Source organism: Bradyrhizobium sp. AZCC 1588 (assembly GCF_036924735.1).
In the GTDB taxonomy this organism is placed as follows: Bacteria; Pseudomonadota; Alphaproteobacteria; order Rhizobiales; family Xanthobacteraceae; genus Bradyrhizobium.
In genome coordinates this window covers 7179936-7205756 of the sequence record NZ_JAZHSC010000001.1, presented here as the reverse complement: position 1 = coordinate 7205756, position 25821 = coordinate 7179936, and the positions used below count along the sequence as shown (strand labels likewise).

The 25821-nt window shown below is 62.3% G+C and carries 32 protein-coding genes; 17 read left to right on the top strand and 15 right to left on the bottom strand.

Annotated features, from left to right (window positions below):
• Nucleotides 1–157: 157 nt before the first annotated feature.
• Nucleotides 158–868: a GrlR family regulatory protein gene (locus tag V1277_RS33805; protein ID WP_334420050.1), complete on the top strand. Its 711-nt coding sequence runs from the start codon at nucleotides 158–160 to the stop codon at nucleotides 866–868.
• Here V1277_RS33805 and fabG read toward each other — a convergent pair.
• Nucleotides 865–1545: a 3-oxoacyl-ACP reductase FabG gene (gene fabG / locus V1277_RS33800; RefSeq protein ID WP_334420049.1), complete on the bottom strand. Its 681-nt coding sequence runs from the start codon at nucleotides 1543–1545 to the stop codon at nucleotides 865–867. The two genes, V1277_RS33805 and fabG, sit on opposite strands and share 4 nt — an antisense overlap.
• A gap of 259 nt (nucleotides 1546–1804) precedes the next feature.
• Here fabG and V1277_RS33795 point away from each other — a divergent pair, with 259 nt between their 5' ends.
• On the top strand, nucleotides 1805–2005 hold the full coding sequence (locus V1277_RS33795; RefSeq protein WP_028346392.1) for a hypothetical protein: 201 nt from the start codon (nucleotides 1805–1807) through the stop codon (nucleotides 2003–2005).
• 70 nt (nucleotides 2006–2075) lie between these two features.
• Nucleotides 2076–2756, top strand: a complete 681-nt coding sequence (locus tag V1277_RS33790) for a hypothetical protein (RefSeq protein ID WP_334420048.1) — start codon at nucleotides 2076–2078, stop codon at nucleotides 2754–2756.
• Nucleotides 2757–2867: 111 nt separating this feature from the next.
• Here the strand turns inward: V1277_RS33790 and V1277_RS33785 are convergent, their stop codons facing one another.
• Nucleotides 2868–3614: a tyrosine-protein phosphatase gene (locus V1277_RS33785; RefSeq protein ID WP_334420530.1), complete on the bottom strand. Its 747-nt coding sequence runs from the start codon at nucleotides 3612–3614 to the stop codon at nucleotides 2868–2870.
• An 86-nt stretch (nucleotides 3615–3700) separates the two neighbouring features.
• On the opposite strand from V1277_RS33785, the gene V1277_RS33780 reads away from it, so the two are divergent.
• Entirely contained in the window at nucleotides 3701–4018 is a 318-nt protein-coding gene (locus V1277_RS33780; RefSeq protein WP_334420047.1) for an MliC family protein, read from the top strand.
• A 93-nt stretch (nucleotides 4019–4111) separates the two neighbouring features.
• On the opposite strand, the gene V1277_RS33775 is transcribed toward V1277_RS33780, so the two are convergent.
• Nucleotides 4112–4315, bottom strand: coding sequence for a DUF2735 domain-containing protein (locus V1277_RS33775; protein WP_334375730.1), 204 nt, complete (start codon nucleotides 4313–4315; stop codon nucleotides 4112–4114).
• Between the two features lie 565 nt (nucleotides 4316–4880).
• Here V1277_RS33775 and V1277_RS33770 point away from each other — a divergent pair.
• The 3 genes from V1277_RS33770 to V1277_RS33760 all read left to right on the top strand — a co-directional run bounded on the left by V1277_RS33770 (nucleotide 4881) and on the right by V1277_RS33760 (nucleotide 7497).
• Nucleotides 4881–5918 (top strand): glutamine synthetase beta-grasp domain-containing protein, encoded by a 1038-nt coding sequence (locus V1277_RS33770; RefSeq protein ID WP_247511477.1) that lies wholly within the window; start codon nucleotides 4881–4883, stop codon nucleotides 5916–5918.
• Nucleotides 5919–6105: 187 nt separating this feature from the next.
• Nucleotides 6106–6810 (top strand): GrlR family regulatory protein, encoded by a 705-nt coding sequence (locus V1277_RS33765; protein ID WP_334420529.1) that lies wholly within the window; start codon nucleotides 6106–6108, stop codon nucleotides 6808–6810.
• Between the two features lie 12 nt (nucleotides 6811–6822).
• Nucleotides 6823–7497 (top strand): substrate-binding domain-containing protein, encoded by a 675-nt coding sequence (locus V1277_RS33760; protein ID WP_334420045.1) that lies wholly within the window; start codon nucleotides 6823–6825, stop codon nucleotides 7495–7497.
• Nucleotides 7498–7500: 3 nt separating this feature from the next.
• On the opposite strand, the gene V1277_RS33755 is transcribed toward V1277_RS33760, so the two are convergent.
• On the bottom strand, nucleotides 7501–7944 hold the full coding sequence (locus V1277_RS33755) for a DMT family transporter (protein WP_334420043.1): 444 nt from the start codon (nucleotides 7942–7944) through the stop codon (nucleotides 7501–7503).
• A gap of 135 nt (nucleotides 7945–8079) precedes the next feature.
• Between V1277_RS33755 and V1277_RS33750 the strand changes: the two genes are divergently transcribed.
• Both V1277_RS33750 and V1277_RS33745 read left to right on the top strand, forming a co-directional pair.
• Entirely contained in the window at nucleotides 8080–8229 is a 150-nt protein-coding gene (locus tag V1277_RS33750) for a hypothetical protein (RefSeq protein WP_141686549.1), read from the top strand.
• Between the two features lie 82 nt (nucleotides 8230–8311).
• Nucleotides 8312–9016 (top strand): GrlR family regulatory protein, encoded by a 705-nt coding sequence (locus V1277_RS33745; protein WP_334375727.1) that lies wholly within the window; start codon nucleotides 8312–8314, stop codon nucleotides 9014–9016.
• Here V1277_RS33745 and V1277_RS33740 read toward each other — a convergent pair.
• From V1277_RS33740 to V1277_RS33730, 3 genes are read right to left on the bottom strand one after another with little or no spacing between them, the layout of a single operon-like run.
• Nucleotides 9013–9213: a hypothetical protein gene (locus tag V1277_RS33740; RefSeq protein WP_334420042.1), complete on the bottom strand. Its 201-nt coding sequence runs from the start codon at nucleotides 9211–9213 to the stop codon at nucleotides 9013–9015. The genes V1277_RS33745 and V1277_RS33740 overlap by 4 nt on opposite strands.
• On the bottom strand, nucleotides 9210–10313 hold the full coding sequence (locus V1277_RS33735) for a PepSY-associated TM helix domain-containing protein (protein ID WP_334420041.1): 1104 nt from the start codon (nucleotides 10311–10313) through the stop codon (nucleotides 9210–9212). Before V1277_RS33735 ends, V1277_RS33740 begins: the two co-directional genes overlap by 4 nt.
• Before the next feature lie 53 nt (nucleotides 10314–10366).
• Nucleotides 10367–12628, bottom strand: coding sequence for a TonB-dependent siderophore receptor (locus V1277_RS33730; protein WP_334420528.1), 2262 nt, complete (start codon nucleotides 12626–12628; stop codon nucleotides 10367–10369).
• A gap of 315 nt (nucleotides 12629–12943) precedes the next feature.
• Here V1277_RS33730 and V1277_RS33725 point away from each other — a divergent pair, with 315 nt between their 5' ends.
• The 3 genes from V1277_RS33725 to V1277_RS33715 all read left to right on the top strand — a co-directional run bounded on the left by V1277_RS33725 (nucleotide 12944) and on the right by V1277_RS33715 (nucleotide 14505).
• Nucleotides 12944–13114 carry a hypothetical protein gene (locus V1277_RS33725; RefSeq protein ID WP_197427489.1) on the top strand — a complete coding sequence of 57 codons (171 nt, stop codon included), beginning with the start codon at nucleotides 12944–12946 and terminating at the stop codon, nucleotides 13112–13114.
• A 117-nt stretch (nucleotides 13115–13231) separates the two neighbouring features.
• Nucleotides 13232–14131 (top strand): S1C family serine protease, encoded by a 900-nt coding sequence (locus tag V1277_RS33720; RefSeq protein ID WP_334420040.1) that lies wholly within the window; start codon nucleotides 13232–13234, stop codon nucleotides 14129–14131.
• Nucleotides 14128–14505, top strand: a complete 378-nt coding sequence (locus V1277_RS33715) for a response regulator transcription factor (RefSeq protein WP_334420039.1) — start codon at nucleotides 14128–14130, stop codon at nucleotides 14503–14505. Before V1277_RS33720 ends, V1277_RS33715 begins: the two co-directional genes overlap by 4 nt.
• A gap of 27 nt (nucleotides 14506–14532) precedes the next feature.
• Here V1277_RS33715 and V1277_RS33710 read toward each other — a convergent pair whose 3' ends face one another.
• The 5 genes from V1277_RS33710 to V1277_RS33690 all read right to left on the bottom strand — a co-directional run bounded on the left by V1277_RS33710 (nucleotide 14533) and on the right by V1277_RS33690 (nucleotide 16232).
• Nucleotides 14533–14757: a hypothetical protein gene (locus V1277_RS33710; RefSeq protein ID WP_334368619.1), complete on the bottom strand. Its 225-nt coding sequence runs from the start codon at nucleotides 14755–14757 to the stop codon at nucleotides 14533–14535.
• 11 nt (nucleotides 14758–14768) lie between these two features.
• Nucleotides 14769–15266, bottom strand: a complete 498-nt coding sequence (locus tag V1277_RS33705; RefSeq protein ID WP_334420038.1) for a hypothetical protein — start codon at nucleotides 15264–15266, stop codon at nucleotides 14769–14771.
• Entirely contained in the window at nucleotides 15263–15487 is a 225-nt protein-coding gene (locus V1277_RS33700) for a hypothetical protein (RefSeq protein ID WP_334368622.1), read from the bottom strand. The genes V1277_RS33705 and V1277_RS33700 overlap by 4 nt, the downstream gene beginning before the upstream one ends.
• A 15-nt stretch (nucleotides 15488–15502) precedes the next feature.
• On the bottom strand, nucleotides 15503–15685 hold the full coding sequence (locus tag V1277_RS33695; RefSeq protein ID WP_334420037.1) for a hypothetical protein: 183 nt from the start codon (nucleotides 15683–15685) through the stop codon (nucleotides 15503–15505).
• A 97-nt stretch (nucleotides 15686–15782) separates the two neighbouring features.
• A complete protein-coding gene (locus V1277_RS33690) occupies nucleotides 15783–16232 on the bottom strand; it encodes a DUF2267 domain-containing protein (RefSeq protein WP_028346376.1) in 450 nt (149 codons plus the stop codon).
• Between the two features lie 260 nt (nucleotides 16233–16492).
• Here V1277_RS33690 and V1277_RS33685 point away from each other — a divergent pair, with 260 nt between their 5' ends.
• Nucleotides 16493–18115: an ABC-F family ATP-binding cassette domain-containing protein gene (locus V1277_RS33685; protein WP_334420036.1), complete on the top strand. Its 1623-nt coding sequence runs from the start codon at nucleotides 16493–16495 to the stop codon at nucleotides 18113–18115.
• 3 nt (nucleotides 18116–18118) lie between these two features.
• On the opposite strand, the gene V1277_RS33680 is transcribed toward V1277_RS33685, so the two are convergent.
• Nucleotides 18119–19099: a glycerophosphodiester phosphodiesterase family protein gene (locus V1277_RS33680; RefSeq protein WP_334420035.1), complete on the bottom strand. Its 981-nt coding sequence runs from the start codon at nucleotides 19097–19099 to the stop codon at nucleotides 18119–18121.
• A gap of 162 nt (nucleotides 19100–19261) precedes the next feature.
• Between V1277_RS33680 and V1277_RS33675 the strand changes: the two genes are divergently transcribed.
• Both V1277_RS33675 and V1277_RS33670 read left to right on the top strand, forming a co-directional pair.
• Entirely contained in the window at nucleotides 19262–20137 is an 876-nt protein-coding gene (locus V1277_RS33675; protein WP_334420034.1) for an MBL fold metallo-hydrolase, read from the top strand.
• Nucleotides 20138–20158: 21 nt separating this feature from the next.
• Nucleotides 20159–20836, top strand: coding sequence for a nitroreductase (locus tag V1277_RS33670; protein ID WP_334420033.1), 678 nt, complete (start codon nucleotides 20159–20161; stop codon nucleotides 20834–20836).
• Nucleotides 20837–20845: 9 nt separating this feature from the next.
• Here V1277_RS33670 and V1277_RS33665 read toward each other — a convergent pair whose 3' ends face one another.
• Nucleotides 20846–22927 (bottom strand): methyl-accepting chemotaxis protein, encoded by a 2082-nt coding sequence (locus V1277_RS33665; protein WP_334420031.1) that lies wholly within the window; start codon nucleotides 22925–22927, stop codon nucleotides 20846–20848.
• 161 nt (nucleotides 22928–23088) lie between these two features.
• On the opposite strand from V1277_RS33665, the gene V1277_RS33660 reads away from it, so the two are divergent.
• Together V1277_RS33660 and V1277_RS33655 are read left to right on the top strand one after the other, a co-directional pair.
• Complete coding sequence (locus V1277_RS33660; RefSeq protein ID WP_334420030.1) at nucleotides 23089–23844, top strand: SDR family oxidoreductase; 756 nt, start codon at nucleotides 23089–23091, stop codon at nucleotides 23842–23844.
• A gap of 892 nt (nucleotides 23845–24736) precedes the next feature.
• Nucleotides 24737–25174: a VOC family protein gene (locus V1277_RS33655; RefSeq protein ID WP_334420029.1), complete on the top strand. Its 438-nt coding sequence runs from the start codon at nucleotides 24737–24739 to the stop codon at nucleotides 25172–25174.
• A gap of 224 nt (nucleotides 25175–25398) precedes the next feature.
• Here the strand turns inward: V1277_RS33655 and V1277_RS33650 are convergent, their stop codons facing one another.
• Complete coding sequence (locus V1277_RS33650) at nucleotides 25399–25650, bottom strand: hypothetical protein (protein WP_334420028.1); 252 nt, start codon at nucleotides 25648–25650, stop codon at nucleotides 25399–25401.
• Nucleotides 25651–25821: the final 171 nt, after the last annotated feature.

Here is a 25821-nt window from a genome sequence, read left to right as displayed (position 1 = left end):
GCCGAGCCTAGCCCAATTCCGGCAAGGCGTTTGATCGGATAGCCCCGGAGCGGCTATTGTCGGAGCGGGGACAAGGCCAGCGGCAATTTGAGGGAACCTGCGAATCGATCGTTCGCGGGCCAATAGGCATTTGCCGCTCCCACAGCGAGTAGGCGCGTTGCAAGGGCTATACAAATTCCGCTTCACCACGGCGCGCGGCACGGGCAGTGGCGTGATGTTTGCGACATCGGGCGGCAGGCTGTACGGCGGCGATTCCGGCTCTTCCTTTGTCGGTCACTTCACCGAAGCCGATGGCATCGTCTCTTGCGAGGTTACGATGTCGCGCCATTATCACGATCCCAAATACGTTCCGATGTTCGAAGTGGAAGATGCCGTGATGAACTTCACGGGCGCGCCCCGCGGCGAGGAGTTTCATTTTGAGGGCAGCAGCGCGGCCTTGCCCGGCATCCATTTCACGACCGTTCTGAGCCCTATCGATGATACCGACGCGCCGCCGCCCGGTGCGGTCGGCCCTGACGGGATCGGCAATGGATTGTATTCCATCCACATCCGTATGCTCGACGGGATCGATGCCGGCAACACGGGTGTCATGATGCTGCAGGACGGCCGCATCAGGGGCGGCGACGCGTTCTTCGACTATGTCGGCGCGTACACGTCGGCGAACGGCAGATGGAAGGGCGAACTCGTTAACCGCGAGCATACCCCCGCCCAGGGCGAACGGCCGGTGTTCGGCGGCCATGAAGTCGGCATCGGCTTTTCCGGTACGTATGACCGCGACGGTGCGGAAGGCGAAGCCACCGCGCTCGCCGGCAAGCGCAGCATTCGCTTCAAGGCGGTGCTGCGAAAGCTGGTGGAGGTGGAGGGCTAAACCCGCCCGTTCACCGGCAGCAGCGCGCCGGTGACGGCACTTGCGGCGTCGCTGGCGAGGAACAGGATCACGTCGGCTAGTTCCTTCGGCGTCACCCATTTGGTGAAATCGGCTTTCGGCATGCTGGCGCGATTGGCCGCTGTGTCGATAATCGACGGCAGCACGGCATTGACCGTGACCTTGCCCTTGAGCTCGGCGGCGAGCGCCTCGGTGAGGCGGTGCACACCGGCCTTGGAGGCGGCGTAGGCGCCCATGCCACTGCCTGCCTGCAGCGCGCCCATTGCGCCGATATTGACGATGCGGCCCGCGCCCGATGCGGCGAGATGCGGGATCGCCGCGCGCGAGGCGTTGAGCGCGGTCATCACGTTGAGCGCATACATCCGTTGCCAGGTCTTCGGATCGCCCTCCGCCACCGTCTCGAAGGCAAAGCCGCCGGCGATGTTGATCAGCGCATCTAGCTTGCCGAAATGCGCGGCGGCAGCGTCGATGGCCTTTTTGGCTACCGCGGCATCGGTGAGGTCGACGCCGCCGATTTCGAAAAGATCCGCCGTGGCGGGGACTTGCGTCGGGGCGTGATCGACGCTTGCAATCCGGGCGCCCTGCGCCAGCGCTTCGTCCACGACCACCCGGCCGAGCGCACCCAGCGCGCCCGTCACGACAATGACTTTTCCGTCCATGAAGGGCCTCCGCATGCGGATGAGGGAGCGCACCTTAACAGGAGATTTTCAATCCCAATGCGGCGAATTTCTGCATGACCGTCAGTCTCGCCGGCCCAAATTGTCGCGGCCCACGTCTGGCCGGAGGTGACGGGCTGTGTAGAACGACGGGAGGCCAAGGGATCGGGCTAAATCGATAAAATTTGCCGGAGTTCTGTAAGCCGTTTGCAGAATCCATTCGGTACAACAGGACTCCAACAAGAAGGCAGGGGGATTTGTCATGGGTTTGCCGGATCATGGTTTACCGCTTGTTCAGCTTAAGGAGCAGCGGCGCGACCTCGTTGTAGCGCTGCAGAATCGCAGCGGTCCGGTCTCGAGCTGGGAATTGATGCAGATCGCAGCGATCCAGCAGGCAATCTCGGCGTTCGAGGACGTCATCGCCGATCTCGACGCCGAACTGGAAATGGAAGCGGCGGCCTGAGCCGATAGCGCGCGGCTTTCCAGCCGCCACGGTCTGCTTTATGATTTGCGCGTGGCGGATAGGATCGCGCATGCGCTACGCTCTCGCATTTCCACTCGCTCTCATCGCATTGCAGTCGGTGGTCGCCGCGCATGCGCAAGGCTGCGTCGCCGATCGGCACGGCGGCCTCGTATGCGGCGAAGGGAAAGCTGCGATGCGTGTCTTCGCCGACACCACCTCGCCCTCGAAGGGGTACGCGTTCGCCTGGCGAACCGCGCAGGGGCTGCCGTCCGGCCAGGATACTCCCAACGACGTCGAAAACGTCCTGATCCGTGTCACCGATGGTGCGGTGCTTGCCACACTCGGCGGCACCTATTGGGAGACAGGCGAGATGCGGGCGAACCGCTACGAACTGATTGCGGCCTGGTCACCGGACAGCCAGGCCGTTATCGAGGTCGCGAACAGCCGCTGGGAAAGCGATTCCTTTGCCTATTACCGGATTGATGGTGCAACGGCGACCAAGCTCGATCTGCGTGCGCTGGTCGAACCTGTGATGACGGCCAGGCTGCCGCCGCGAAATCGCCAGGGTAATTCCTTCCGAGTGCATGAGGATCTGCCGGTGACACTCGATGCGCGCGGCCGCGTGCGCTTTACCGCGATGCTCTATGTGCCCAAGGGCGAAACCAGCAACGACTACAAGGTGCAGGTCAACGTCAGGGCGAGAGGCGGCAAGCTATCCGCGCAGGTCGTGTCGATGCAGCGGGTGAGGTGAAGGCGGATTAGGGCCCGGTTCTGATTGAATCAGAACCGGGCCCTAATTTTTTGTTTGGACGCGTTTTCTTCACGCGAACCGGAATCCACTTCGCTTGAAAACGCTATGGAATCAGCGCTGCAGATAGCGTGCTTCGAGATGGGCGCGCTCGGCTTTGCCGAGACCCAGACCATCGCGGAGATAGGTTTCGAGATCACCATAGTCGGCGTCGATGACCTCGAAGGCGGCGGCGAGGAATGATGCCTGCACCGAGCCCAGCACCTGTTTGACCTCCTCGGGCAGGTCGCTGCTGTGATTGGGGTCCCTGCGGTAGAAGCGGTTGGTCAGCAGATAGTCTTCCGAGATAGTGTCCTCGGAAACGCCGAGCGTATGCAGGATCAGCGCGCACGCAAAGCCGGTGCGGTCCTTGCCGGCGGTGCAATGGATCACCAGCGGCGCGCGATCTTCCAGCAAATGCGCAAACAGCGTCCGGAAGTGTTGCGTATTCTTCTGCACATAGTTGCGATAGGAGTCGCGCATCACCTCGACGGCGTGGTCCGTGGACAGCGGCGTGCCGGCGGCTGCGATGGCGCGCAGCGCCGCGACCACCGTCGGCTCGACCGGCAGCGAATGAACTGATATCTCGGGCATGCCGCATAAGGCGGCGGCGCGCTCCTCGGAGCCGCGAAAATCGAACGCGCTGCGGACGTCCAGCTCCCGCAGGACGGAGACATCGCCTTCGGTGAGATGGCCAAGATGGTTGGAGCGAAAAATCTGCCGCCAGCGTACGGTCCGGCCGTCGCTTGTGGGATAGCCGCCGAGATCGCGAAAATTGCTGGCGCCGGCAAGATTGAGATGGCGGGCAGGGGAATCTGACATCATGCAGCAAGGGTTCGGACGGAAAGTAAGGGACGGGTGTCGTTCGGCCCCGTCTCGTCTATACTGAACTCGCAAGAGGGCGAAGCATGAATCGGCGGAACATCACGATTTTTGGCGCGGCGCTAGGCTTCGCCGCGGTTGCAACCATACCGTCACAGGCATCGGCGCAGTCCAGCTTCCAGAATTATCGTTGCGCCGACGGGTCGCAATTCACGGTTGGATTTTTTCAATACGACAAGCGTGCCCATCTACAACTCGACGGCAAGGCGGTGACGCTGCCAAAGCGTTGGGTCTTGTCAGGGTCGCGTTACCAGGGGAAGGGCGTGACCCTACGGATCACCAAAGCTGGCATCACCACACTCAAGCACGCCAGACGGCGGACCACGACGTGCGAGCAGACGTGAAAAAGGGCCGAAACGATTTCGTTCCGACCCTTTTCTAGTTCTCCGTCCGCGCCTCGTTTGTCCGGCGCGTCCCTGCCAAACACCTCCCAAGCATCAGTGATCCCGCTCGGTCTTGGCGTCCTCGATCGCCGCGGCGTGGTACCAGCTATCGCAGCAGTCCGCTAGGTTGACCGGCTGGGCCGCAAACTCGGTCACGGCTTTGGTCTCGCCATAGCGACGTCCCCCGAGAGCCGCCCGGCCCCCGGCTGGGAATTGGTAGATCGTGGCTGACCCGTGATTCAAACTCGGATTCATCATTGCAGTCTCCTCTTGTCGAAGCGCGAGCCTCCATGGTGCGCCCGACTCGTTCTCTACTGGTTACGTAAGGCGATATTGTCGGTGCCCTGGGCAGGTGCAAGTGACCAAGAGATCGGCAGGTTTTGTCTATTTCGTAGGCAGTTTTAGCGGTGCATTCTGCGAGGCAGCGTTTGCATGACCAACGCGTGGGCCGACGGGATGGTTGCTCAGGTGAGCCGGCGTCCGACCTGGGGAGCTCAAAGGGATGCCGCACCTTTAAGCGCTTAGCGGCAGCGAAGCGAAAATGCCGGAAAAATGGGCTGGATTCAGTTCGCAAGCCCGCCGCCAGACCGCCCGATTTAGGGGCCGGCCGCGCTCCTATGTCGCAGCTTCTATTTTGGGCCACGCCGGCGCGCACTGTGGATGGCCATTGCCGCACTGCAGCGATTGGCACGTTACGTGCTTAGTAAGAAGAGGCCTGACGTGGCCGGGTACACGTATGCGGAGACCTCCAGGGGCTGGGCGTCAAAATCCAGAATTCAAGGTTTCGGTTTTCCGCATTTCATAGCAACTCAAGAGAGGCTCAATGACCAAGTACAAGCTCGAGTATATTTGGCTCGACGGCTATACGCCGACGCCGAATCTGCGCGGCAAAACGCAGATCAAGGAATTCGACAAGTTCCCGACGCTCGAACAGCTTCCGCTGTGGGGCTTCGACGGCTCGTCCACCATGCAGGCCGAAGGCCACAGCTCCGATTGCGTGCTGAAGCCGGTCGCCGTCTATCCGGATGCTGCGCGGGAAAACGGCGCGCTGGTGATGTGCGAAGTCATGATGCCCGATGGCAAGACCCCGCACCCCTCGAACAAGCGCGCAACCATCCTCGACGATGAAGGCGCCTGGTTCGGCTTCGAGCAGGAATATTTCTTCTACAAGGACGGTCGTCCGCTCGGCTTCCCCTCGGACGGTTATCCGGGTCCGCAGGGCCCGTACTACACCGGCGTTGGCTACAAGAACGTTGGCGATGTCGCCCGCAAGATCGTGGAAGAGCATCTCAACCTCTGCCTCGCCGCCGGCATCAACCACGAAGGCATCAACGCCGAAGTGGCGAAGGGCCAGTGGGAATTCCAGATCTTCGGCAAGGGCTCCAAGACCGCTGCCGACCAGATGTGGATGGCTCGCTACCTGATGCTGCGCCTGACCGAGAGCTACGGCATCGACATCGAATTCCACTGCAAGCCGCTCGGCGATACCGACTGGAACGGCTCGGGCATGCACGCCAACTTCTCGACCAAGTACATGCGCGAAGTCGGTGGCAAGGAATACTTCGAGAAGCTGATGGCTGCCTTTGAGAAGAATCTCATGGACCACATTGCCGTCTACGGGCCGGACAACGACAAGCGCCTGACCGGCAAGCACGAGACCGCGCCCTGGAACAAGTTCAGCTACGGCGTGGCTGACCGCGGCGCCTCGATCCGCGTTCCGCACTCCTTCGTCAACAATGGCTACAAGGGCTATCTGGAAGACCGCCGCCCGAACTCGCAGGGCGACCCCTACCAGATCGCGTCCCAGATCCTGAAGACGATCGCGGAAGTCCCGACCGGCGCCAAGGCGGCCGCGGCCTAAGGGACCGACGATACAATCCGGCTTTCCGGGTTGCAAAGCTGATCCGCCAGGGCACCGCCTTGGCGGATCATTGCGTTTTGATGACACCGCTGTCTTGATAGGTTTGATTAAATACGGCAGTTCAAGGCCGTTCCCCTGCGTTATGAACCGCGCTAGACAACGAGCCGGGTTTGCCGGGGTGACGGCATTGTTTGAGGGATTTTACAAAGTCAGGTTTCAGCTTGGCGCGGCGGTCGGCCGCAGCGTGATGTATGCGCGCGGCGGCAAGATGCTGGGCGGTAATTCGGCCTTTGCCCATATCGGCAGTTACGAAAAACGGGACGATGGCGTCGACATCGTGATCCAGACCGTGCGCCACAACCCGGACCCGAATTACCGCGCGATGGCCGGCACCGACGATGCCACCTTGCTGGCGAAGGGCAGGGCAGACGGCAATCTGTACCACTTCGAAGGGGGCTTGAAGGAGTTGCCCGGCGTGGCGTTCCAGTCGGTGATGACGCCGATCGAGCAGGAGGCCATCCCGATCGCCGGCAGCGTCGGCGTGGGCGGCATCGTCAACGGCCTCTATTCCATCCACGTTCGCCTGCTCGACGGCGTCGAGGGCGGCCTGACCGGCGTAATGCTGCTCAATGACGGGCGCATCCTCGGCGGCGACGCATCCTTCTACTATCTCGGAACTTACACCTCGGAGAACGGCCGCTGGAAAGGCCAGATTCTCAATCAGGAGCACACGCCCGCCATGGGCGAGAACCCCATCTTCGGCGGCCATGAAGTCGGCATCGGCTTTTCCGGCTCCTGCGACGAGCAAGGCGCGCTCTTGGAGGCGACCGCGCTCGCCGGCAAGCGCAGCCTTCGCATGACCGCGGTGCTCAGACTGATGCGCCGGGTATAGCAGCCGATGGCCATGCGCATGCTTTCGACGCTGGCGTTGAAGGGCGCCGTGCAAGGCCTGGCCGGCCAGTATCAGGCAGCCGGCGGCGCACGCATCGACGCCGATTTCGCGCCCACGCTGGCGTTGTTGGACCGGCTGCGCGCGGGCGAGGCCGCGGACGTCGTCATCCTGACCCGCGAGGGGCTGGACGAAGTCGTGCGCGAGGGGTGGGTGGTCACGGAGACTTGCGTGGACCTGGCCCGCTCTTTCGTCGGCATCGCCGTGAAGGCCGGGGCAGCCCATCCCGATATCGCGACCGAGGCGGCGCTGCGCGCGGCGCTACTCGGCGCGCGCTCGGTGGCCTATTCGCGGCTCGGCGCCAGCGGCATTCTGTTTGCAAAACTGATCGAGCAACTCGGCATTGCCTCCGAGGTCAATGCGAGGGCGCAGATCATCCCGCAGGGTTTTACCGCTGAGAAGCTGGTGACCGGCGAGGCCGATCTCGCCGTCCAGCAGATCAGCGAGTTGAAGCAGGTCGGCGGCATCGAGGTGGTTGGAGCCATTCCACGCCAACTGCAAACGCCCGCGGTGTTTTCCGCCGGGCGTATGGTAGCGAGCAACAAGCCCAATGAAGCGGACCGGCTGCTGCGATTTCTTTCGTCGCCTGCGGTCGCGCCGGCGTTGCGCGAGAGCGGGCTCGAGCCCTGAATTTCAATCCCGGATCAAGACGACACCGGCGATCAACAGCACTCCGCCTGCGAGCCGCGCGGCGCTGACGGGATGCGGCGTCAGCCCAAACGCGCCGAAATGGTCGAGCGTCACTGCGGCGAGCACCTGGCCGGCAATGACCAGCGCAAACAGCGTCGCTGCGCCGAGCGAGGGTAACAGCAAGATCGCCAGCAGGATGAAGGCAGCGCCGAACACGCCGCCGGACCACGCATACCACGGAACATCGACCATTGTTTTCCAGGACGGCACACGTTCGCCGAGCGCGATCACTGCGACGATCATGGTGACGAGGCCGCCCGCATAGCTGATCAGCCCCGCCCAGGCCGGCGAGCCCAGCGCCGTGCGCAGACTGCCATTGAGCACCTGCTGGGTCGCGACACTCACGCCAGCGCCGAGCGCAAGAAGATAAAGGAAGAAATGTTGCACCTGACCCCCCGTTCATTCCAGCCGGCCAAACGATCCCGGCATTGCAAGGCCAGACAACGCGAATAGCCGGAGCGGAACAAGGGGACCCGTGGCGTCATTATTGCGGACGGGGCTCGCAAGAAAGCGGTGCTGGCCATGATCCGAAAACTGCAATCGGGCGAATACCGGCTCTATTCCCGCAAAATCAATCCGAAAACCGGCAAGCGCCGTAACCTCGGAACCTTCAAATCGCGTGCGGCGGCGGAAAAGCACGAGCGCGCCGTGCAGTATTTCAAACGGCATTGAAACTGCGATAAAACGCGCGCTGGTTCCATCGCGGCGGCGGTGCTAAGCCCGGCGGACGATTCGATAGTGCAGGACACCTTCCTTGCTGAACGGACTCTACAAAGTCGAGTACGGCGTGAACGACGCGTTCGGCCGCAGCATCATGTGCATGCATGATGGCAAGATGTTGGGCGGCAATTCGGCCTTTGCCCATCTCGGCACCTATCGAGAAAGCGGCGAGGAGATCATCGGCGAGGTCATCACCCAGCGCCATAATGACGACCCGCACTACAAGCCGCTGATGGATACCGACGTCGCCGCCATCAGCGTGCGCGGCAGGCTGATGGGCAACAAGATTCGTTTTGAAGGCAGCGCCGCGCCGCGGCCGGGCGCCTTGTTCTGGGCCGACCTGACGCGGCTCGACGACGAGGCGCTGCCACCGGTCGGGTCCGTCGGGCAGGGCGGTATCGTCAACGGGCTCTATTCCCTCCAGCTTCGCGCGCTTGACGGTATCGACGCGGGTCTGTCGGGCGTCATGTTGCTGCTGGACGGCCGCATCCTCGGCGGCGACGCTTTTTTCTATTACCTCGGCTCCTACTCCTCGGCCGACGGCCGCTGGAAGGGCGAAATCCTCAACCAGGAGCACACGCCGGCGAAAGGCGAAAACCCTGTGTTCGGCGGCCATGAGGTAGGCATCGGCTTTACCGGTACCTGCGACGAGGCCGGCGCACAGCTCGAAGCCATTGCGCTGGCCGGGAAGCGCAGCCTGCGGCTCGCCGCCACGCTCAAGCTGATGCGGCCCGCTTAGTCACGCCTCCGCCGGGCGAAAAACCACACGGTGAGCGCGACGGGCGCGCCGAGCGCGAGCCAGGAAAAATAGCGGCCGGGTCCCTCGGACAATAGCGCGCTTAATAGCCCCGCGACCGACAGCACGCCGATCAGCAGTGGACCGCCATACACGGTCCACCAACCGCCACTGGAGCGCGATTTGCGGGCGGCGGTCATCGCGACGGCTGCAGTGAAGGCTGCCCCGCCATCACGTGGCTGCGATGCTTGCGGCGCTTGATGACCCACAGATAGAGCCCGCTGCCGATCACGACGATGGTCATGATGTCGAGCAGCGCCCAGATGATCTTCAGCGGCATGCCGCCATAATCACCGAAGTGCAGCGGCTGCGAGACCAGGAGCGCCTTCAGATAGACGGGAAGGTCGCGCGCGTCGGAGATTTCGCCGGTTTCGCCATCGAGCAGTACTGGTTTGAGCAGGCGCGACGTCAGCGGCGTGTCTCCGCGCATGAACGTCGCGAAATGATGCGAACTCGTGAATGGGGTGCCGGGGAAGGCAACGAAGGAGACGTTCATGTCCGGCGCGGCCTTACGCGCATTCTCAAGCGCTACATCAAGCGAGGCGAGATGCACCGGCGGCGGCTTGCCCGCGTAAGGCTTGACCATGTCGGCGAGTTCGTTGGCTTTCCACTGGCTCAGCATCACTTCCGCAAGCGTGTTGATGACGCCGGTGGCGCCGACCACCAGCGCCCATGCGATGGTCACCGCGCCCAGAAGGTTGTGCCAGTCGAACCAGGCAATGCGGCGCGACTTGTCCCTGAGGGTGCCGAAGCTCAGACGGCGCGTAAACGGCCAGTACAGCACGACGCCGGAGACGATGGCGACCAGGAACAGGAACCCCATGGCGCCGAGGAACAGCTTGCCGGGCTGGCCGGCAAACATATCGACGTGCAGCTTGAGGAAGATCAGCATCGGACCGCCGCCGACCGAGCCGAGCGGCTTGGCGGTGTGAGCATCGTAAGCTCTGAGCGTCGCCGCATCCGGATCGCCATCGACCTTGTTATTGGTGAAGGCGATCACGTTGTTCGGTTCGTCTTTGTCCCACAAGATATATTGCAGGACGCGACCCGGATCGTTCGCGAGCGCCGTGCGGGCGATCTCGTCGATGCTCCGTTTCACCGCGCCCGGCTGTGCGATCTCGGGCTTCGGATCGTAGCCAAGCAGCTCGTCGATCTCATGATGGAAGATCAGCGGCAGGCCGGTGATGCACAGCAGCAGCAGGAACAGCGTCGATATCAGGCTGCTCCAGGTGTGGACCATCGACCAGATGCGGACCGTCTTCGCTTTCAGTGCTGCCTCCTAACTCGTCCGAGTTACCATTTGTAGGCGAGGCTCGCCGTCACGCGGCGCCGATCACCGTAGAAGCAGGACGTATCGGACGCGCAACTGGCGACGTAAGTCTTGTCAGCGATATTGATGACGTTCAATGCCGCGCGCCAGTTTTGCCATTCGTAATGGATCGAAGCGTCACCGAGCACGACTGAAGGAACCACAAGCGTATTCGCGGCATTGGCGAAGGACTTGCCGATGTAGCGCACGCCGCCACCAAAGCCAAAGCCCCTCAACGGTCCTTCCTGGAAGGTGTAGTCACCCCAGACGGATCCAACCTGCTGTGGCGTGTTGGTCGGCGTCAGGCCAAGCAGCGCCGGATCTGCGTCCTTGCTGATAAAGAGGTCGTAGGTGGTGAACGCGCCAACCATCTTCAGGCCAGGCGCGAGATTGGCTACCGCCTCCAGCTCGAGACCGCGCGAGGTGACCTCACCGGTCTGGTTCTGAAGAACCAGCGTGGTGCTCGGGACTGTGGTCGGTACGTTTTGCCGCTTCAGATCGAACACAGCGATGCTGAAATGACCGTCGAAGCCGTTGGGCTGAAACTTCAATCCGATCTCGGCCTGCTCGCCGGTTTCCGGCAGGAACAGTTGGTTCGAAGCGTTGAGGCCGATGATCGGATTGTAGCTGGTCGCGTAGGCGACATAGGGCGCGAGGCCGTTGGCGAAATTGTAGATCAAGCCGGCACGGCCACTGAACTTGCTATCTTCGCGGTTGAAAAGCGTGGCGCCGGTCGGACGATCGCCCTGGCTGGTCGATACCCAGTCGTTGCGGCCGCTCAATACCAGCGTGAAGCCGCCGAATTTGATCTGGTCCTGAATGTAGGTGCCGAGTTGATTCTGAGTCAGGAGGAAGTTGCGGAATGGCGCGACCGTGAACGGTATGTCGCCGATACCGTAGATCGGATTGAACACGTTGATCGAGGGCACACCGCCGAAGTCGAAGATTTGGTAGTCGTCGATCCGATAGGCTTTCAGATCGAGGCCGAATAGCATCGTGTGCTGCACTGGGCCGGTATCGAAACGATACTCCAACTGGTTGTCCAGATTGCCCTGGTTGGCGGTGTTCTTCGCGTACCAATTGTAGCGGCCGAGGTCACCGGTGGCGATGTTGGTATAGCTATTGCCGACCAAACCGCGATAGGTGATGTCAACGTGCGCGTAGCGGGCATTCTGCCGGAATGTGACGCTGTCGGAGAGGTTGCGCTCGAATTGATAGCCGATCATCTCCTGTTCGCGCTTGAACGTATCGACGCTGGGGTCGCCGACGAACCGCTTTGTCGGAATACGCCCAAAGGGCGCATCGACCACCGTTCCGACATACGGCAGGAAGTTAATGCCGCGCGTATCCTGCTTTGACGCCGAAGCCAACACGGTGAACGTCGTGTCGGCATCCGGCTTGTAGGTGACGGACGGCGCGACGAAGTAGTTATTGTCGGGAGTGAAATCGACCTGGGTGCCGCCGTTCTGGACCTGTCCGACCACACGATAGAACAGCTTGCCGTTTTCGGGCGCGGTTGCGACCGGGCCGCCGAAATCGAAAGATAGATAGGCGTTGCCGAAATTGTTGACGCCGGTTTCGAGATAGCGGATCGGCTCCACCGGGGGCGTCTTGCTGACCGCGTTGACGATGCCGCTCGGGCTGGAGCCGCCATAGAGCACGGCGGAGGGGCCGCGTAGCACCTCGACGCGGGCGAGGTTGAACGGCTGCAGTTTCCAGCTCGCATAGGACGTATAGAAGAGCTGCAGACCATCGAGGAACAGGCCGATATCGTCCGACTTGAAGCCACGGATCAGGAACCAGTCGTTACGGGTGTCGGCGCCGAATGTCCCGGCGACAACGCCCGGCGTGTAGCGCAGGATCTCGTCGAACTTGCCGGGCTTCTGGTCGCGAATTTGTTCGCTGCCGATCACAGACAACGACTGCGGCGTCTCCATGATCGGCGTGTTGGTCTTGGTGCCCGCCATCGAGCGGCCGGCGACATAACCCTGGACGGCGCCGCGCGGGTTTTCGACGAAGCCGACGCCGCGTTGCGGCTGCGGTCTATTGGTTTGCGCTGTCTGCGTTGCGCGCCGTGTCTGGCGCCGTTCCGGCGCTGCGGCGCGACGGCGAGCCTCCGGCGAGGCGACGACGACCGGAGGCAACGACTGCGCCCCGGATTGCGACGCAGAACTTGACTGCGCGAACGTCGACTGCGGCCACAACGCCAATACGGATACGGTCGCCAACGCGGCGACCCGCAACAAATCACAAGACTTCAAGGTTCACCCCAACCTGCGAGCGCTTAATGTCGCGCTTTCAGGAAGTTCAGCAGCGCAACTCAGTGACGCATACGCGAGGGATTACGATTCCTCCAATGGAATGGTTCTTAGAGAGGCTCTTAGAAAACTTCCAACAAACGCCCGCGGATTGATTGATGCAGCATCAACACTCGGAAGCTGTGACACGGGAACACGCTGCAATGCTGGTTCCACGGCGTGCGCCAGATCAGGAATAGGAACAGGTGTTCTGCTGAGGCATTAACAGCGTGAGCTGATGTTCGAAGGAGAACCCGTTCAGCCATGACCCGAAATCGCGAGCCCAATGGCGTCGAGCCCGAGAAGTCGGAAGACGATATTCAGCGAGAACAACTCGGACCGCGCGGCGTGCCTGGCGCCCCCGACCCTGCGAGGATGACGCCTCAACGGGAGAAGAAGACGCCAAAGCACATCGATCCCGGACACACGGCATAGTGCGAAGCGGGAACGCCCGCGTTCGAGGCGAAAAACTCCCGCGGCCTGCCCACCAGGCTAGGTCCCGAACGCAAACTGAACTCCCAGATTGGATTCAACCGATCCAGGAGTTCTGTCATGCCCGACCCGACCGCAGCTATCCTTCCGTCGTTATCCTCCGCCCTTGCCGATGTCGTCGCCCGGACAAAGTCCGCGATCGTCTCGGTGCATTCGCACCGCTCGCGGGCCTCCGGCTTCATCTGGAAACCCGGCCTGATCGTGACGGCTGATGAAGCGCTGGCCGACGAAGGCGAAGTCTCAGTCAAACTTGCCGACGGAACGACGCAGTCGGCCAAGATCGCAGGACGCGATCACACCACCGATATCGCGCTGCTGCGGCTCGATACCAAGAGTCATGCCGGTAAGACCATCCCTAGTAGTGCATCCGTCGCGTTCTCGCCCGTTGTTCCGGATCTGGGCTCGCTGATAGTCGTGGTCGCTGCCGAGCATGGCGTTCCCACTGCGGCGCTCGGCGTCGTCTCGCTGGTCGGGGGCCGCTGGCGCAGCCTTCGGGGCGGTGAGATCGATGCCAGGATCGAGCTCGACGTGCGGCTGCGCAGCAATCACGAGGGGGGACTTGCCGTCAATGGCTCCGGCGAAGCGATCGGCATGGCAGTCCAAGGGGTGCGACGCATTCTCGTGATTCCCGGCGCAACGATCGACCGGATCGCGGGAAGGCTTGAAACCCATGGCCGGATTGCGCGGGGCTATCTCGGGGTTGGATTGCAGCCGATCAAGCTCGACGATGGCGTCGGAGCGATGGTGATGAGTGTTGACAAGTCAGGCCCCTCGGCTGCCGCCGGTATCCTGCAAGGCGACGTGATCGTCGGCTGGAATAACGAGAAGCTGACCGGCACGCGCTCGCTGATACGATCGCTTGGGCCGGACAGTATCGGCTCCGTCGTTGACATTACAATTCGCCGCGCCGGCCAACCGCTGCAAGTCAAGCTCACGATCGGTGAAAGGCCAGAAGCGTGAGCGAAGCGGCCTCGCCGGTCATTGTGGTAGCTATCGAGATCGCGGATCCGGTGCTGGCGGACCGGCTCGCATCTCTGCTCGGCGTCGTGTCCGGGCTTCGTCTGGCGGCGCCCGGAGAGGCAGCAACGGTCGCGCTCATATCACGCGACGCACCGACGGCCGTCGACGCGTCCGATATCGATCTCACGCCACGCGAGCGCGACGTGCTTGTCCTGATGGCCGAAGGCGCATCCAACAAAGCCATCGCGCGCCAACTTGGAATATCCGTGCATACCGCCAAATTCCACGTAGCTTCGCTGCTTGACAAGCTTGATGCCACCGGCCGCACCGATGCCGTGGCACATGCCGCGCGACTTGGCGTGATCAACCTGTGATCTCCACGCGGCCGGCAATCTCTCGCCTTATCCGCGGCCCTTGTTTGCCGCGTGGTCTTTCAACTGCTCGGTTTGGGTCCATTTGCTGTCCTGGCCGCGATCGCGCGAATGCTCAGTCTTGTCGCGGTTGGAAAGCACCGCGTTGTCGCCGATCAGGTCGTTCTGCACGTCGGTCATAGCGCCGGTCCCGGCGCCTTTGCCCTTCGCGCCAGGGCCGAGATGCTTGCCGTCTCCGTGTGCTCCACGTGTCATAGTACTATCCCCTATGGCTTTTGAGGCTTGTGGCCGGACTGGCCCGGACGATTGTGCTTGTTGTGCTGGCTTTCCTGGTTGAGCCCGCCGCGGCTTACCGGAAATTCCGATTGACGTCCTTCGCGCTTCGCTATTTTGCCGCCGCCAGGGTGCTGGGTCTGCGCAATCTCCTCCATCTGCCTCGCGTCGGGCACATCGGGCTTCCGTTCGAGAATGCGCATTTGCTGCTCATGCGTCTTCTTCCCTTGCAGCGGCATTCTCCGCGGACCACTATCCCGATCGTTTTGCGGCGGTCCGCGGCGGCGGTTGCGAACTTCTGCCTTCGTGATACCACCCTGAGGATTCGTATCATTCTCGATGTCGCCCTCGAAGGTATTGGCGCCCTCGAATTCCTCAAGCTCGTCGGACGTTACCTGCGCCATCGTCATTCCCTTCGAGCCTCCGATCAGCGGATTACGAACAAGATCGACGTTGGTCGGTCGGTTCAGTTTCACATGCTTGGTGCTCATGACGCGTCCTTCGATGCGGGGTGGGTGCCGCCGCCCTTTCGCTCTGGCTCGTGAGTGTGGTGGGTGTCATGTTCGCCGCCGCCGCCGGACACCTTGCTATGCCGGCGCTGCGGATCATCGGCGGGCGGCTTTTCGACGTGAAGCGGCGCCTTGGCGTTCTCATGGGAAGCACCCGGGCCGCCCTGGCGAATGCTCGCGCGCGTCTTCGTTGAAGTCGACATGGTGCTCGCTCCTGATTAGCGATCCTGCTGATAGCCCTGATGAGTCGTGTTTTGAGCGGTGTTGCCCTGTTGTCCCTGCTCACGGGGATTTTCAACGTGGCCACGGCCCTTCCGAACTTCATGGGCGTTGCCGGATTTCGGATCGCCGGTACCCTTGTGGCTTTGATTGTCCTGCGGCACGGGCGGAGGTTTGGTCATTGCTCGCTCCCGTTGTTGATTGCTTTTGTGCTGCAGGACAACGCCCAGCGAACATCAGGGTTCTTGTCGATCTTCGGAACCGCGATCAGATGCCGCATCAGGCCGCCGATGAAACCCGATTGTTACGGGGCCACAACGCCTGCACGTCTTCCGGAAGCGCGTGGCGCACCTTCTCGACCTGATTGGGATCGACATGATGGTTCAGAACGCGGAACACCGCCTGCGCTGCATCTTTGGAATCGACCGGTTTCTGCGAACTAAGTTCTGCCGAGACGATGGAGAGAAACTCATCTGCCGATCGCCACGCCTTCGGCGTTTCACTTGGCCGCCATTGGTCGTAATAGGTGCCGCGCACCAGCAGTGGAAGCTGCGCGCCGAGATGTGCGGCAAGATTGACCGGAACCCGGTCGCGGATGGTTCGCAATACCGATCCCAGAATATGCCACGCCAGCTTGCGATCGCGCGGCAGGTTTGTCATCACTTCGTCCAACCACGTGTTGGTGATCTGGAGCGTTCTGTCGAATACTTCGAGACCTGTTGCGCTCATGGGAACTCTCCGTCGGTTCAATTGGAGATGACGGGCTAACGATGCTGGTACAGATCGGTTCGCAGCGCTGGAAGGTTTAACTGCCCAAACGCAAGCTCATTCGGCCACCTGGACAAGACCCCTGGAGACAGTTGCAGAGACGATCTAAAACACTGTCAGGTAGCGTGGCTCGTTGCGGCGGGAATATTTCGGAACCGCTTCCACAAGCACGCTAGATGTCCTAAGCAGCGGCCACAGCGATTTCCTCCCTTCAGGGCCCAATGATCCGTCTCGATAACGTCAGCAAGCAAGTCGGCCACCAGATCCTCTTCATCGAAGCCTCCGCAGCCCTTCAGAAGGGCGAAAAGATCGGCCTCGTCGGCCCGAACGGCGCGGGCAAGACCACGCTTTTCCGGATGATCTCGGGCCAGGAACTACCCGACGAGGGCCAGGTCTCGCTCGATCGGGGGATTACTATCGGCTATTTCAGCCAGGACGTCGGCGAGATGTCGGGCCGCAGCGCCGTGGCCGAGGTGATGGACGGCGCCGGGCCTGTCAGCGTCGTGGCAAACGAGCTCAGGGAGCTCGAGGCCGCGATGGCCGATCCGGATCGCGCCGACGAGATGGAAGATATCATCGCGCGCTACGGCGAGGTGCAGCACCGCTTTGAAGAGCTCGACGGCTATGCGCTTGACGGCCGCGCCCGCGAGGCGTTGTCGGGCTTGGGCTTCAGCCAGGAGATGATGGAGGGCGACGTCGGTGCGCTTTCCGGCGGCTGGAAGATGCGGGTCGCGTTGGCGCGCATCCTGCTGATGCGGCCTGACGTGATGCTGCTGGACGAGCCCAGCAACCATCTCGACCTCGAGAGTCTGATCTGGCTCGAGCAGTTCCTGAAGGGATACGAGGGCGCGCTGTTGATGACCTCGCATGACCGCGAGTTCATCAACCGTATCATCAACAAGGTCGTCGAGATCGACGGCGGGACGCTCACGACATATTCCGGCAATTACGAATTCTACGAGCAGCAGCGCGCGCTGAACGAAAAGCAGCAGCAGGCGCAATTCGAACGCCAGCAGGCGATGCTGGCGAAGGAGATCAAGTTCATCGAGCGCTTCAAGGCGCGTGCTTCGCATGCGGCGCAGGTGCAGAGCCGGGTGAAAAAGCTCGACAAGATCGAGCGCGTCGAGCCGCCGAAGCGGCGGCAGACGGTGGCGTTCGAGTTCCTGCCGGCGCCGCGCTCGGGCGAGGATGTCGTCAGCCTGAAGAGCGTCCACAAGGGCTATGGCAGCCGCACCATCTATCGGGGCCTCGATTTCATGATCCGCCGCAAGGAGCGGTGGTGCGTGATGGGCGTCAACGGCGCCGGCAAGTCGACGCTGCTGAAGCTGGTGGCGGGCTCGGCCGAACCCGACGATGGCACGGTGGCGATCGGCGGTAGCGTCAAGATGGGCTACTTTGCCCAGCACGCCATGGACCTGCTCGACGGTGAACGCACGGTGTTCGAATGGCTGGAAGATTCCTTTCCGCAGGCGGGACAAGGTTCGCTGCGCGCGCTCGCGGGCTGCTTTGGTTTCTCCGGCGACGACGTCGAGAAGAAGTGCCGCGTGCTCTCGGGCGGCGAGAAGGCGCGGCTGGTGATGGCAAAAATGCTCTACGATCCGCCGAATTTCCTGGTGCTGGACGAGCCGACCAACCACCTGGACCTCGCGACCAAGGAAATGCTGATCAATGCGCTGTCCGAGTTCGAGGGTACCATGCTGTTCGTGTCCCACGACCGGCATTTCCTCGCGGCGCTCTCCAACCGCGTGCTGGAGCTGACGCCGGAGGGCATCCACCAATTTGGCGGCGGTTACACCGAATATGTCGCGCGCACCGGGCACGAGGCGCCGGGCTTGCGGAGCTAGCGGCTATTTCCGCTTGCCCGCGAGTGGGGCGATGGCCTCGATCTCGTTGGTCCAGATGCCGCCTGAATAGTTTTGCGGCAGCCGCGCGAACTGCTCCGGCGTATCGATTCCGGTCGAAAACTCGCCGCCCCGATAGGGGCCGAGCACGAAGACCTCGCTATTGGCCGCCCTCATGCGGCTGAGGAAGTGGTCCGGCCAGCCCCAGAGCCATGGGGCGACGTTGATCGGCACCATCACCATCGCGTTGTGGTAGGCTTTCGGCACCACGCCGCTCCAGCCATAACCGATATAGCCGAGCAGGCAGCTCTTGATCGTGGCGCGCGAGATCGTCCGGACATCCGGAAGGCGCTGGCGCACGATCTCGACCGGCTCGTCGCCGCCATAGACCATGATCTGCGCCCGGCGTTCGGCGGGGAGCTTGTCCAGCACGGCCGCCAGCTTCTCCCCCTCGGACGGGTCGCGGCCCTTGACGTTGATCAGCAGCCGCTGCTGCGGAAAGGCCGCCAGCACTTCGGCGAGCGTTGGCATCAGGCCGATGCCCTTGCCGCGAAACGGAAAGGTCTTGCCACCATCGGCTGTATAGCCATGGCCGATATCGAGCTTCTTCAAATAGGCCATGGAGTGTTCGCGCGTGACGCCGCGCCCGTCGGTGCGGCAATCCAGCGTCCAGTCGTGAAACACCGCGAATTCGCCATCGGTCGTCGGGTGAACGTCGAGCTCGACGACATCGGCGCCGGCCGCAAGGCTGGCTCGCATCGATTCGATCGTGTTCTCCAGATATTGATGGCTTGACGGCAGCATTCGCGCCGCCGTGCAGGTATCGTTCTTCAACTCGCGCTCATCGAAGCGCTGGGCAATGCCGCGATGCGCGAGCAGGACGGGCTTGCCCTCCTGATGGGCGGCGAGATGATTGGTGTTGTTGAGGTAAATGGCTGCGCCGAAGACGGCGATCGCCGCCGCCGCATATTTCAGTTTCTTGTTCAAGGCTTGTCCCCACGTGCGAGGCGCACTGGCTAGGCACAATTTCTGGTCGATTTGCGGCAGCGGATGCGGGGAGGCGCGAAACGCATGGCGCTGCGCATCGCGCCGGCTTGTCGGCGCTGAAGCTGCCCGTTACCCTGTTTCAAAAAAGGGAGCGAAGCGGGGATGAAGCAGCTCAAGATCGGGGACATCACCATCGACGCGGTGATCGAGCGCGAGGGGCCATGGCGGCGGCCGCAGGATTTTTTCCCCGCTTACGACGAGGCGGTGTTCAGGCATCATCTTGCCGACATGGATCCCGAGGTGTTCGATACCGCGTCGGGATTAATGGTCATTACCTACCAGACCTTCGTGGTCCGCACGCCGCGCTATACCATTCTGGTCGATACCTGCACCGGCGAGGACAAGGGCCATCCGCCGCCATTCGACTTTCCCGGCAAGGAGCGCTGGCGCAACGAGCTGTGCGCGCTCGGCATCTCCTATGAGCAAGTGGATTACGTGTTCTGCACCCATCTGCACATCGACCATACCGGCTGGAATACCACGCTGCGCGACGGGCGCTGGGTGCCGACATTTCCCAATGCCAAGTACATATTCCACAAGCGGGAATATGCGGCGTGGGAGGCGGAGCATAGCAAGGGCGTCAACCCGCCCGGCACGGTCTTCCGCGACAATTGCCTGCCGATCGTCGAGGCCGGGCAGGCCGTCCTGGTTGACGACGATTACGCGCTCGACGATACCGTTACGCTGACGCCGACGCCGGGGCATTCGCCCTGTCACTGCTGCGTCAACATCTTCTCAAAGGGCAAGCGCGCGGTGGTGGCCGGCGATCTCATGCATCACGTGATCCAGTGCCGCGAGCCGGAATGGTCGGCCAAGCCCGACTGGGATCCGATACAGTCGGCGATCTCGCGGCGGAAGTTCTTTGCTTCTGTTGCCGGCACCGACACGCTGATCCTGCCGATCCATTTCCCAGCGCCGACCGTCGGCCTGATCACGGCTGACGGCGACCGCTTCGATTATCGATTCAAACGCGACTGATTGACGATGGGAATGCAACGGATGGATTTCGAGACGCTGGTTCAGACCCGCAAAAGCGTGCGCGGCTTTACCAGGGAGCCGGTCTCCCGCGCCGTCATCGAGGACATCATCGAAGTCGCCAAGCGCGCACCGTCGTCGATGAACACCCAGCCCTGGCACATCCATGTCCTGACCGGCGAACCGCTGGAGGAGGTGCGCCGTCGCAACATGGAGGAGATGATTGCGGGCGCCAAGCCGAAGCGCGATATCATCAGCCATGGCGAATATCAGGGCGTGCACCGCGGCCGGCAGGTCGATATCGCCAAAAAGCTGTTCGCCGTAATGGGCATTGCGCGTGACGACAAACCGATGCGGCAGGACTGGGTGCTGCGCGGCTTTCGCCAGTTCGACGCGCCGGTCTCGCTGGTCCTGACCTACGACAAAATTCTCGATCCCGGCGCGGTCTGCCACTTCGATCTCGGCGCACTCTGCTATGGCATCGTGCTCGCCGCCTGGGACCGCGGGCTTGGTAGCGTCATCAACGGGCAGGGAATCATGCGCTCGGACATCGTGCGCGAGGTCGCCAATATCCCTGAGGACGAGGTCATCATGACCTGCGTCGCCATGGGCTATCCCGACGACAGCTTTCCCGCCAATGCCGTCCGCTCCGACCGCGAGCCGAACAGCGATTTCGTCCGCTATGTCGGGTTCGCGGATTGACAAGCGAATTTACGCCGCCCGCACCTCCGAGAGGAAGCGGTTGACCTGCCCCGCGAGATCCTTGGACTGCGAGGACAATTGCTCGGCCGCGCCGAGCACCTGATTGGCGGCAGCGCCGGTATCGTCGGCGGCCTTCTGGACGCCGGTGATGTTGGAATTGACCTCCTGGGTGCCGCGCGCGGCTTCCTGCACGCTGCGGGAGATTTCCTTGGTCGCGGAGCCCTGTTCCTCGATCGCGGCGGCAATCGCGGTTCCGATCTGATCGATCTCGGCGATCACGTTCGCGACGTTCTGGATCGCCGTCACGGTCTGATCGCTCGCTGCCTGAATGGACGCAATCTGCTCGGAGATTTCGGTGGTCGCCTTTGCAGTCTGGCCGGCCAGCGATTTGACTTCGGAAGCGACGACCGCAAAGCCACGGCCGGCATCGCCGGCGCGCGCGGCTTCGATGGTCGCGTTCAGCGCCAAGAGGTTGGTCTGCGCGGCAATGCTCTGGATCAGCGTCACGACGTCGCCGATCTTCTGCGCGCCCTCAGCAAGCGAGCGGGCGGTCTCGCCTGTGCGCCGCGCATTATCGACGGCGCGGGCGGCGATTTCGGTCGATTGCGCGACCTGGCGGCCGATCTCGGAGATCGAGGAGGTCAATTCTTCGGTAGCGCTGGCAACCGTCTGCACGTTGGCCGAGGTCTGCTCGGAAGCAGCGGCGACGATCGCCGCCTGGCGGTTGGTGGCGGTCGCCGTCGACGACATCGACTGCGCGGTGTCTTCCATGACGGACGAGGCGGCCGAAAGTCCGCCCACGAGTTCGGTGACCTTGGCTTCGAACACGCGGGTGAGTTCGTCGAGCACCTGGGCGCGGCGCATCTTGCCGTCGTTCTCGGCGGCCTTCTCGGCGGCAAGACGTTCCGCCTCGATCATGCTGTCCTTGAAAACGCGCACGGCTGACGCCATCGCGCCGATCTCGTCGCCGCGGCCGGCGCCGGCGATTTCACCGGATACGTCGCCGCTGGCCAGCCGCGACATGGTGGCGGTGAGGTCGACGATCGGCTTGCAGACGCGGCGGCGCACCATCACGATCAGCGTGGCGCTGGCGGCGACAACCGCGATCAGGCCCGCCAGCGCGATCAGGAAGCTGAAGCGCGCGGAGGAATAGGCCTCACCGAGCACCTGTTCAGCGTTGTCGTAGAACGCGTCGCGGACCGTGATGATGGACGCAAGACCGAGTTGCGTCTCTGCGTAGTAGGTCTCCATATCATGTTCATATTTGCCGCTGATGGCGCCATCCTTGACGAGCTTCAGCTCTTTGCCGAAGCGATCGACATAGGCCGCGTTCATCTTGTCGAGCGCCGCGGCCACATTGGCCGGCGTAGAGGGATTGCCGCGCAATTCCTGCAGCGACATCAAAATCTGATCGTTTCGCCCCTGCGAGCGGCTGATCTCCATCTTCTCGGCTTCAGTGGCTACCCGGTTGGCACCGATGAGATTCTTGTGCAGGCTGGAGTTGAGACCACCGACGTCGCGTAGCGTCCAGGCGATATTGGCGTAGCTTGCCTGCCGGTAGGCCGTGCCGTCGAGCAGCGCGATCTTGCGCACCTGCTCGTCGAGCAGCGTCGTGACAGCCTTGTTGAAGGCGGAGTTGTCGGAGACGATTTTCTTGGCCGCATCGCGGCGGGCTTCCGGCGGACCGGTGAGGGCCTTGTCGATGGCTGCGCGCAGCGCGGCGAACTGGGTATTCAGCGCATCGATGCTGCTCCCGACGGCAGCACTGTCTTCGATCGCGCCCGTCAGGGTCGCCTTGACCCGGTTCATCTTGTCGCGCGCCCCATCGGTGTTCTTGCGATATTTGTCGAGTTCGGTGAGCAGTTTCGGATCCACGGCAGGAGGTCCGAACATGATGTTGGTGGCAAAGCCGCGCTCGGGATTCATGTAGCGCGGGATGTCGCCAACCGCGCGCACCACCTCCAGCCGGGTCTGCGCGACCGAGACCTTGTCCATGGTCTGGTACTTCGAAACCGCCACATAGACGGCGAGCCCGCCGCCGACGGCGGAAAGCGAAACGATGGCAGCGGTGAGGAGGGTACCGATTTTCATGGGATTTTAGGCCATTTGCGCTGGTAACGGATGTGCGGACTGCCAGTATAGGTGGTGCAAATTAATCCTGGGTTTACGGTTGCACGTGTTACACCGGCCCGTTCCAGTTGGTCTTGGCGATGGCGCGTGGTGCCGCGGCCTTAGCGACAAGGAGCGAGGAAATGAAGATCGTCATTATCGGCGGTACAGGTCTGATCGGTTCGAAATTGGCCCCGTTGCTCGCCTCGCGCGGTCATGAGGTGCTGCAGGCGTCCCCGAGCAGGGGGATCAACGCCGTGACCGGGGAGGGGCTGCAACCGGCGCTCGTGGGAGCCGACATTGTCGTCGACGTCTCGAATTCGCCCTCGTTCGAGGACAAGGCGGTGCTGCACTTCTTCGAGAGCGGAACACGCAACCTGATTGCGGCGGCGAAACAGGCCGGTGTGCGGCACTGCATTGCGTTGTCGATCGTCGGTACCGACCGGCTCGAGAGCAGCGGGTATTTCCGTGCCAAGCTGGCGCAGGAGCGGCTGATCGAAAATTCCGGGCTGGCCTACACGATCCTGCGCGCTACCCAGTTCTTCGAATTCGTCGGCGCGATCGCGGATTCCGGGCGCAGGGACGGCGAGGTTCACGTTTCCAGCCAGTTGATGCAGCCGTTGTTGTCCGACGAGGTCGCGGAAGCGCTGGCCGAGGTGACGTTTGGCGAGCCTGCCAACGGCATATGCGAGGTCGCGGGTCCCGAAGCGGCGCCGCTTGCGGATTTCGTCGGCCGCTGGCTCCGCAAGCAGGGCGATGCCAGCAAGATCGTGGCAGGCGTGGACGTGCCATATTTCGGCGCGCCACTCGCGTTGCGCACGCTGGTACCGGACGACGGCGCGCGGATCATGCCGACGCGTTTCGACGATTGGCTGGGTGGGGCTGTCAAAACGGCGTGAGCTGTCCGAGGTTATACCGTCGTCCCTGCCTCCGTGCGCAATCGCGCACTCGGCGCAGGGACCCATAACCACCGTCGCCAATTGTTGAAGGAAAGTCGTCGACCGTCGCAGCAAGACAACATCCGCCGCGGCGTATGGGTCCCTGCGTGCCGCCTTCGCTAAAGCTTCGGCGAGCCCAACGTCAAACCCCGGCGAAGCCTTGGCGAAGACGGGTCGCAGGGACGACGGAGATGGAGATCGTCGCGACACAAAATGTGACTCCGCGTTCTCGCGACGCATTGCGCCCGAGGTTTGCTCTTCACTTCCCGCCCTCTCACTCGGAGGGCGCAGGGAAGACCGGGTGCTTGCTGCACCCGCGGTCTCGTGTGCAATTGCGCATAGCAAAAGCGCACACGAGCATACAGGTACAGCGGGAGCATCCCGGCCTTCCCTGCGCAATGGCTTTACGGCTTACTTCGTGCTCTTCCCGGAGAACGGCTCTTTTGCCTCCGTCGCTGCGCAAATAGTTTCACGCAGCTTAGCGCCAGCACCGCGGCGCCCGAACCACACGACTTCGCCGTACGCGTCAGGCGCCACCGTCTTGCGCGCCTTCCGCGTCCATCGCATCTCACCGCACGTTCGTGACGATCGCGAGCGCCCCTCCATTGGGTGAGACAGGCGGAGTTATGCGGCTGATTTGGCCTGCACGTTAAGCGAAATATTTTTGATTCTCGGGCTTGACATCATTTCTGAAAATCCGAAGTGATTTGACCGCGGCGGATTTCACCCGGGGTCGGCTCCTCCAGTCACCGGCTAAGAGACCGTTTGAAAACGGGGTGGGGGCACCTCAAGCGTCCGTTGTTAGACTAGGCGACACCTTTTAGATTGGAACGACACCTTGGAGATTGGAAACATGGCGCTCAAGCGGATGGACAACGTAGGAATCGTCGTCGAAGACCTCGGAGGGACGATTGATTTCTTTCGTGAACTCGGCCTCGAGCTCGAAGGGCGGGCCACGATCGAAGGAGAATGGGCCGGACGTGTCACTGGACTGGGCGATCAGCGTGTCGAGATTGCCATGATGCGCACACCGGACGGCCACAGCCGGCTCGAGCTCTCCCGCTTCCTCACGCCGCCTGTCGTCGCAGATCACCGGAACGCTCCGGTCAACGCCCTAGGCTACCTCCGCGTCATGTTCGCCGTGGACGACATCGACGAGACGCTTGAAAGGCTCCGCACGCGCGGCGCGCAGCTCGTAGGCGAAGTAGTCCAGTATAAAGGAGCGTATCGGCTCTGCTACATCCGTGGTCCTGAAGGGCTTCTCATCGGACTCGCCCAAGAACTCAGCTGAGCGCAATACGAAGACAAATGGCGAAGAGCGACCAATGTCAGCGAGCGCGTCCGAGGCCGACCCGCCTGTCCGAGGTCCATCCCCTCACGGTCGGCCGCGTTCTCGCTAAACACGATTAGGTCGTCAACCCGGGCCGGGTCGCCCGCGAAAGCCGCCGTCAGCAGCCTAAGAGACCGTTTGAAACGGGTGGCGGTTTGAGGCGGTCTCAAACGGACTCCAAGCACTCAGCGCGTTTCCTCTTCCGCGTTCTTCGATGCGGATTTCGGCTGCGGCGCCTTTGAACCCGTTTCCTGACAGGGCAGTTGCGTCCACGAGCCGTCGGCCGCCTGCTGATAGGCATGGCAGGAGGCGGAAGCGGGCGCTTCGCTCGTCTTTGCCGGTTGGGAATTCGTGTTGGAGTTCCTGGCGAGCGTCGGCGCTGCCAAAGTGAGGAGGGCGGCCGCCGAACCGAAGAAGATCGCTTGCCCTAACCGCATGGGAAATTCTCCTTTGTCGAAAACGATGCGTTCTTCCTAAAAAGGATTGTGGAATTTTTTGGGAATGCTGATGGACGTACCGGCACTTGCTTAACGTTCTGCTAACGCCTGAAGGCCGCCGACGCGCTGCAGCGCAAGGCGAATTCTATTCTCGGATATGGAACCAGTTTC

Bases quoted from the DNA above. Each gene is read 5' to 3' on its own strand.
- fabG (WP_334420049.1), bottom strand. From the start codon at position 1,545: ATGGACGGAAAAGTCATTGTCGTGACGGGCGCGCTGGGTGCGCTCGGC.
- V1277_RS33795 (WP_028346392.1), top strand. From the start codon at position 1,805: ATGGGTTTGCCGGATCATGGTTTACCGCTTGTTCAGCTTAAGGAGCAG.
- V1277_RS33790 (WP_334420048.1), top strand. From the start codon at position 2,076: ATGCGCTACGCTCTCGCATTTCCACTCGCTCTCATCGCATTGCAGTCG.
- V1277_RS33785 (WP_334420530.1), bottom strand. From the start codon at position 3,614: ATGTCAGATTCCCCTGCCCGCCATCTCAATCTTGCCGGCGCCAGCAAT.
- V1277_RS33780 (WP_334420047.1), top strand. From the start codon at position 3,701: ATGAATCGGCGGAACATCACGATTTTTGGCGCGGCGCTAGGCTTCGCC.
- V1277_RS33775 (WP_334375730.1), bottom strand. From the start codon at position 4,315: ATGATGAATCCGAGTTTGAATCACGGGTCAGCCACGATCTACCAATTC.
- V1277_RS33770 (WP_247511477.1), top strand. From the start codon at position 4,881: ATGACCAAGTACAAGCTCGAGTATATTTGGCTCGACGGCTATACGCCG.
- V1277_RS33760 (WP_334420045.1), top strand. From the start codon at position 6,823: ATGCGCATGCTTTCGACGCTGGCGTTGAAGGGCGCCGTGCAAGGCCTG.
- V1277_RS33750 (WP_141686549.1), top strand. From the start codon at position 8,080: ATGATCCGAAAACTGCAATCGGGCGAATACCGGCTCTATTCCCGCAAA.
- V1277_RS33740 (WP_334420042.1), bottom strand. From the start codon at position 9,213: ATGACCGCCGCCCGCAAATCGCGCTCCAGTGGCGGTTGGTGGACCGTG.
- V1277_RS33735 (WP_334420041.1), bottom strand. From the start codon at position 10,313: ATGGTCCACACCTGGAGCAGCCTGATATCGACGCTGTTCCTGCTGCTG.
- V1277_RS33725 (WP_197427489.1), top strand. From the start codon at position 12,944: ATGACCCGAAATCGCGAGCCCAATGGCGTCGAGCCCGAGAAGTCGGAA.
- V1277_RS33720 (WP_334420040.1), top strand. From the start codon at position 13,232: ATGCCCGACCCGACCGCAGCTATCCTTCCGTCGTTATCCTCCGCCCTT.
- V1277_RS33710 (WP_334368619.1), bottom strand. From the start codon at position 14,757: ATGACACGTGGAGCACACGGAGACGGCAAGCATCTCGGCCCTGGCGCG.
- V1277_RS33705 (WP_334420038.1), bottom strand. From the start codon at position 15,266: ATGAGCACCAAGCATGTGAAACTGAACCGACCGACCAACGTCGATCTT.
- V1277_RS33700 (WP_334368622.1), bottom strand. From the start codon at position 15,487: ATGTCGACTTCAACGAAGACGCGCGCGAGCATTCGCCAGGGCGGCCCG.
- V1277_RS33695 (WP_334420037.1), bottom strand. From the start codon at position 15,685: ATGACCAAACCTCCGCCCGTGCCGCAGGACAATCAAAGCCACAAGGGT.
- V1277_RS33690 (WP_028346376.1), bottom strand. From the start codon at position 16,232: ATGAGCGCAACAGGTCTCGAAGTATTCGACAGAACGCTCCAGATCACC.
- V1277_RS33685 (WP_334420036.1), top strand. From the start codon at position 16,493: ATGATCCGTCTCGATAACGTCAGCAAGCAAGTCGGCCACCAGATCCTC.
- V1277_RS33675 (WP_334420034.1), top strand. From the start codon at position 19,262: ATGAAGCAGCTCAAGATCGGGGACATCACCATCGACGCGGTGATCGAG.
- V1277_RS33670 (WP_334420033.1), top strand. From the start codon at position 20,159: ATGGATTTCGAGACGCTGGTTCAGACCCGCAAAAGCGTGCGCGGCTTT.
- V1277_RS33665 (WP_334420031.1), bottom strand. From the start codon at position 22,927: ATGAAAATCGGTACCCTCCTCACCGCTGCCATCGTTTCGCTTTCCGCC.
- V1277_RS33660 (WP_334420030.1), top strand. From the start codon at position 23,089: ATGAAGATCGTCATTATCGGCGGTACAGGTCTGATCGGTTCGAAATTG.
- V1277_RS33655 (WP_334420029.1), top strand. From the start codon at position 24,737: ATGGCGCTCAAGCGGATGGACAACGTAGGAATCGTCGTCGAAGACCTC.
- V1277_RS33650 (WP_334420028.1), bottom strand. From the start codon at position 25,650: ATGCGGTTAGGGCAAGCGATCTTCTTCGGTTCGGCGGCCGCCCTCCTC.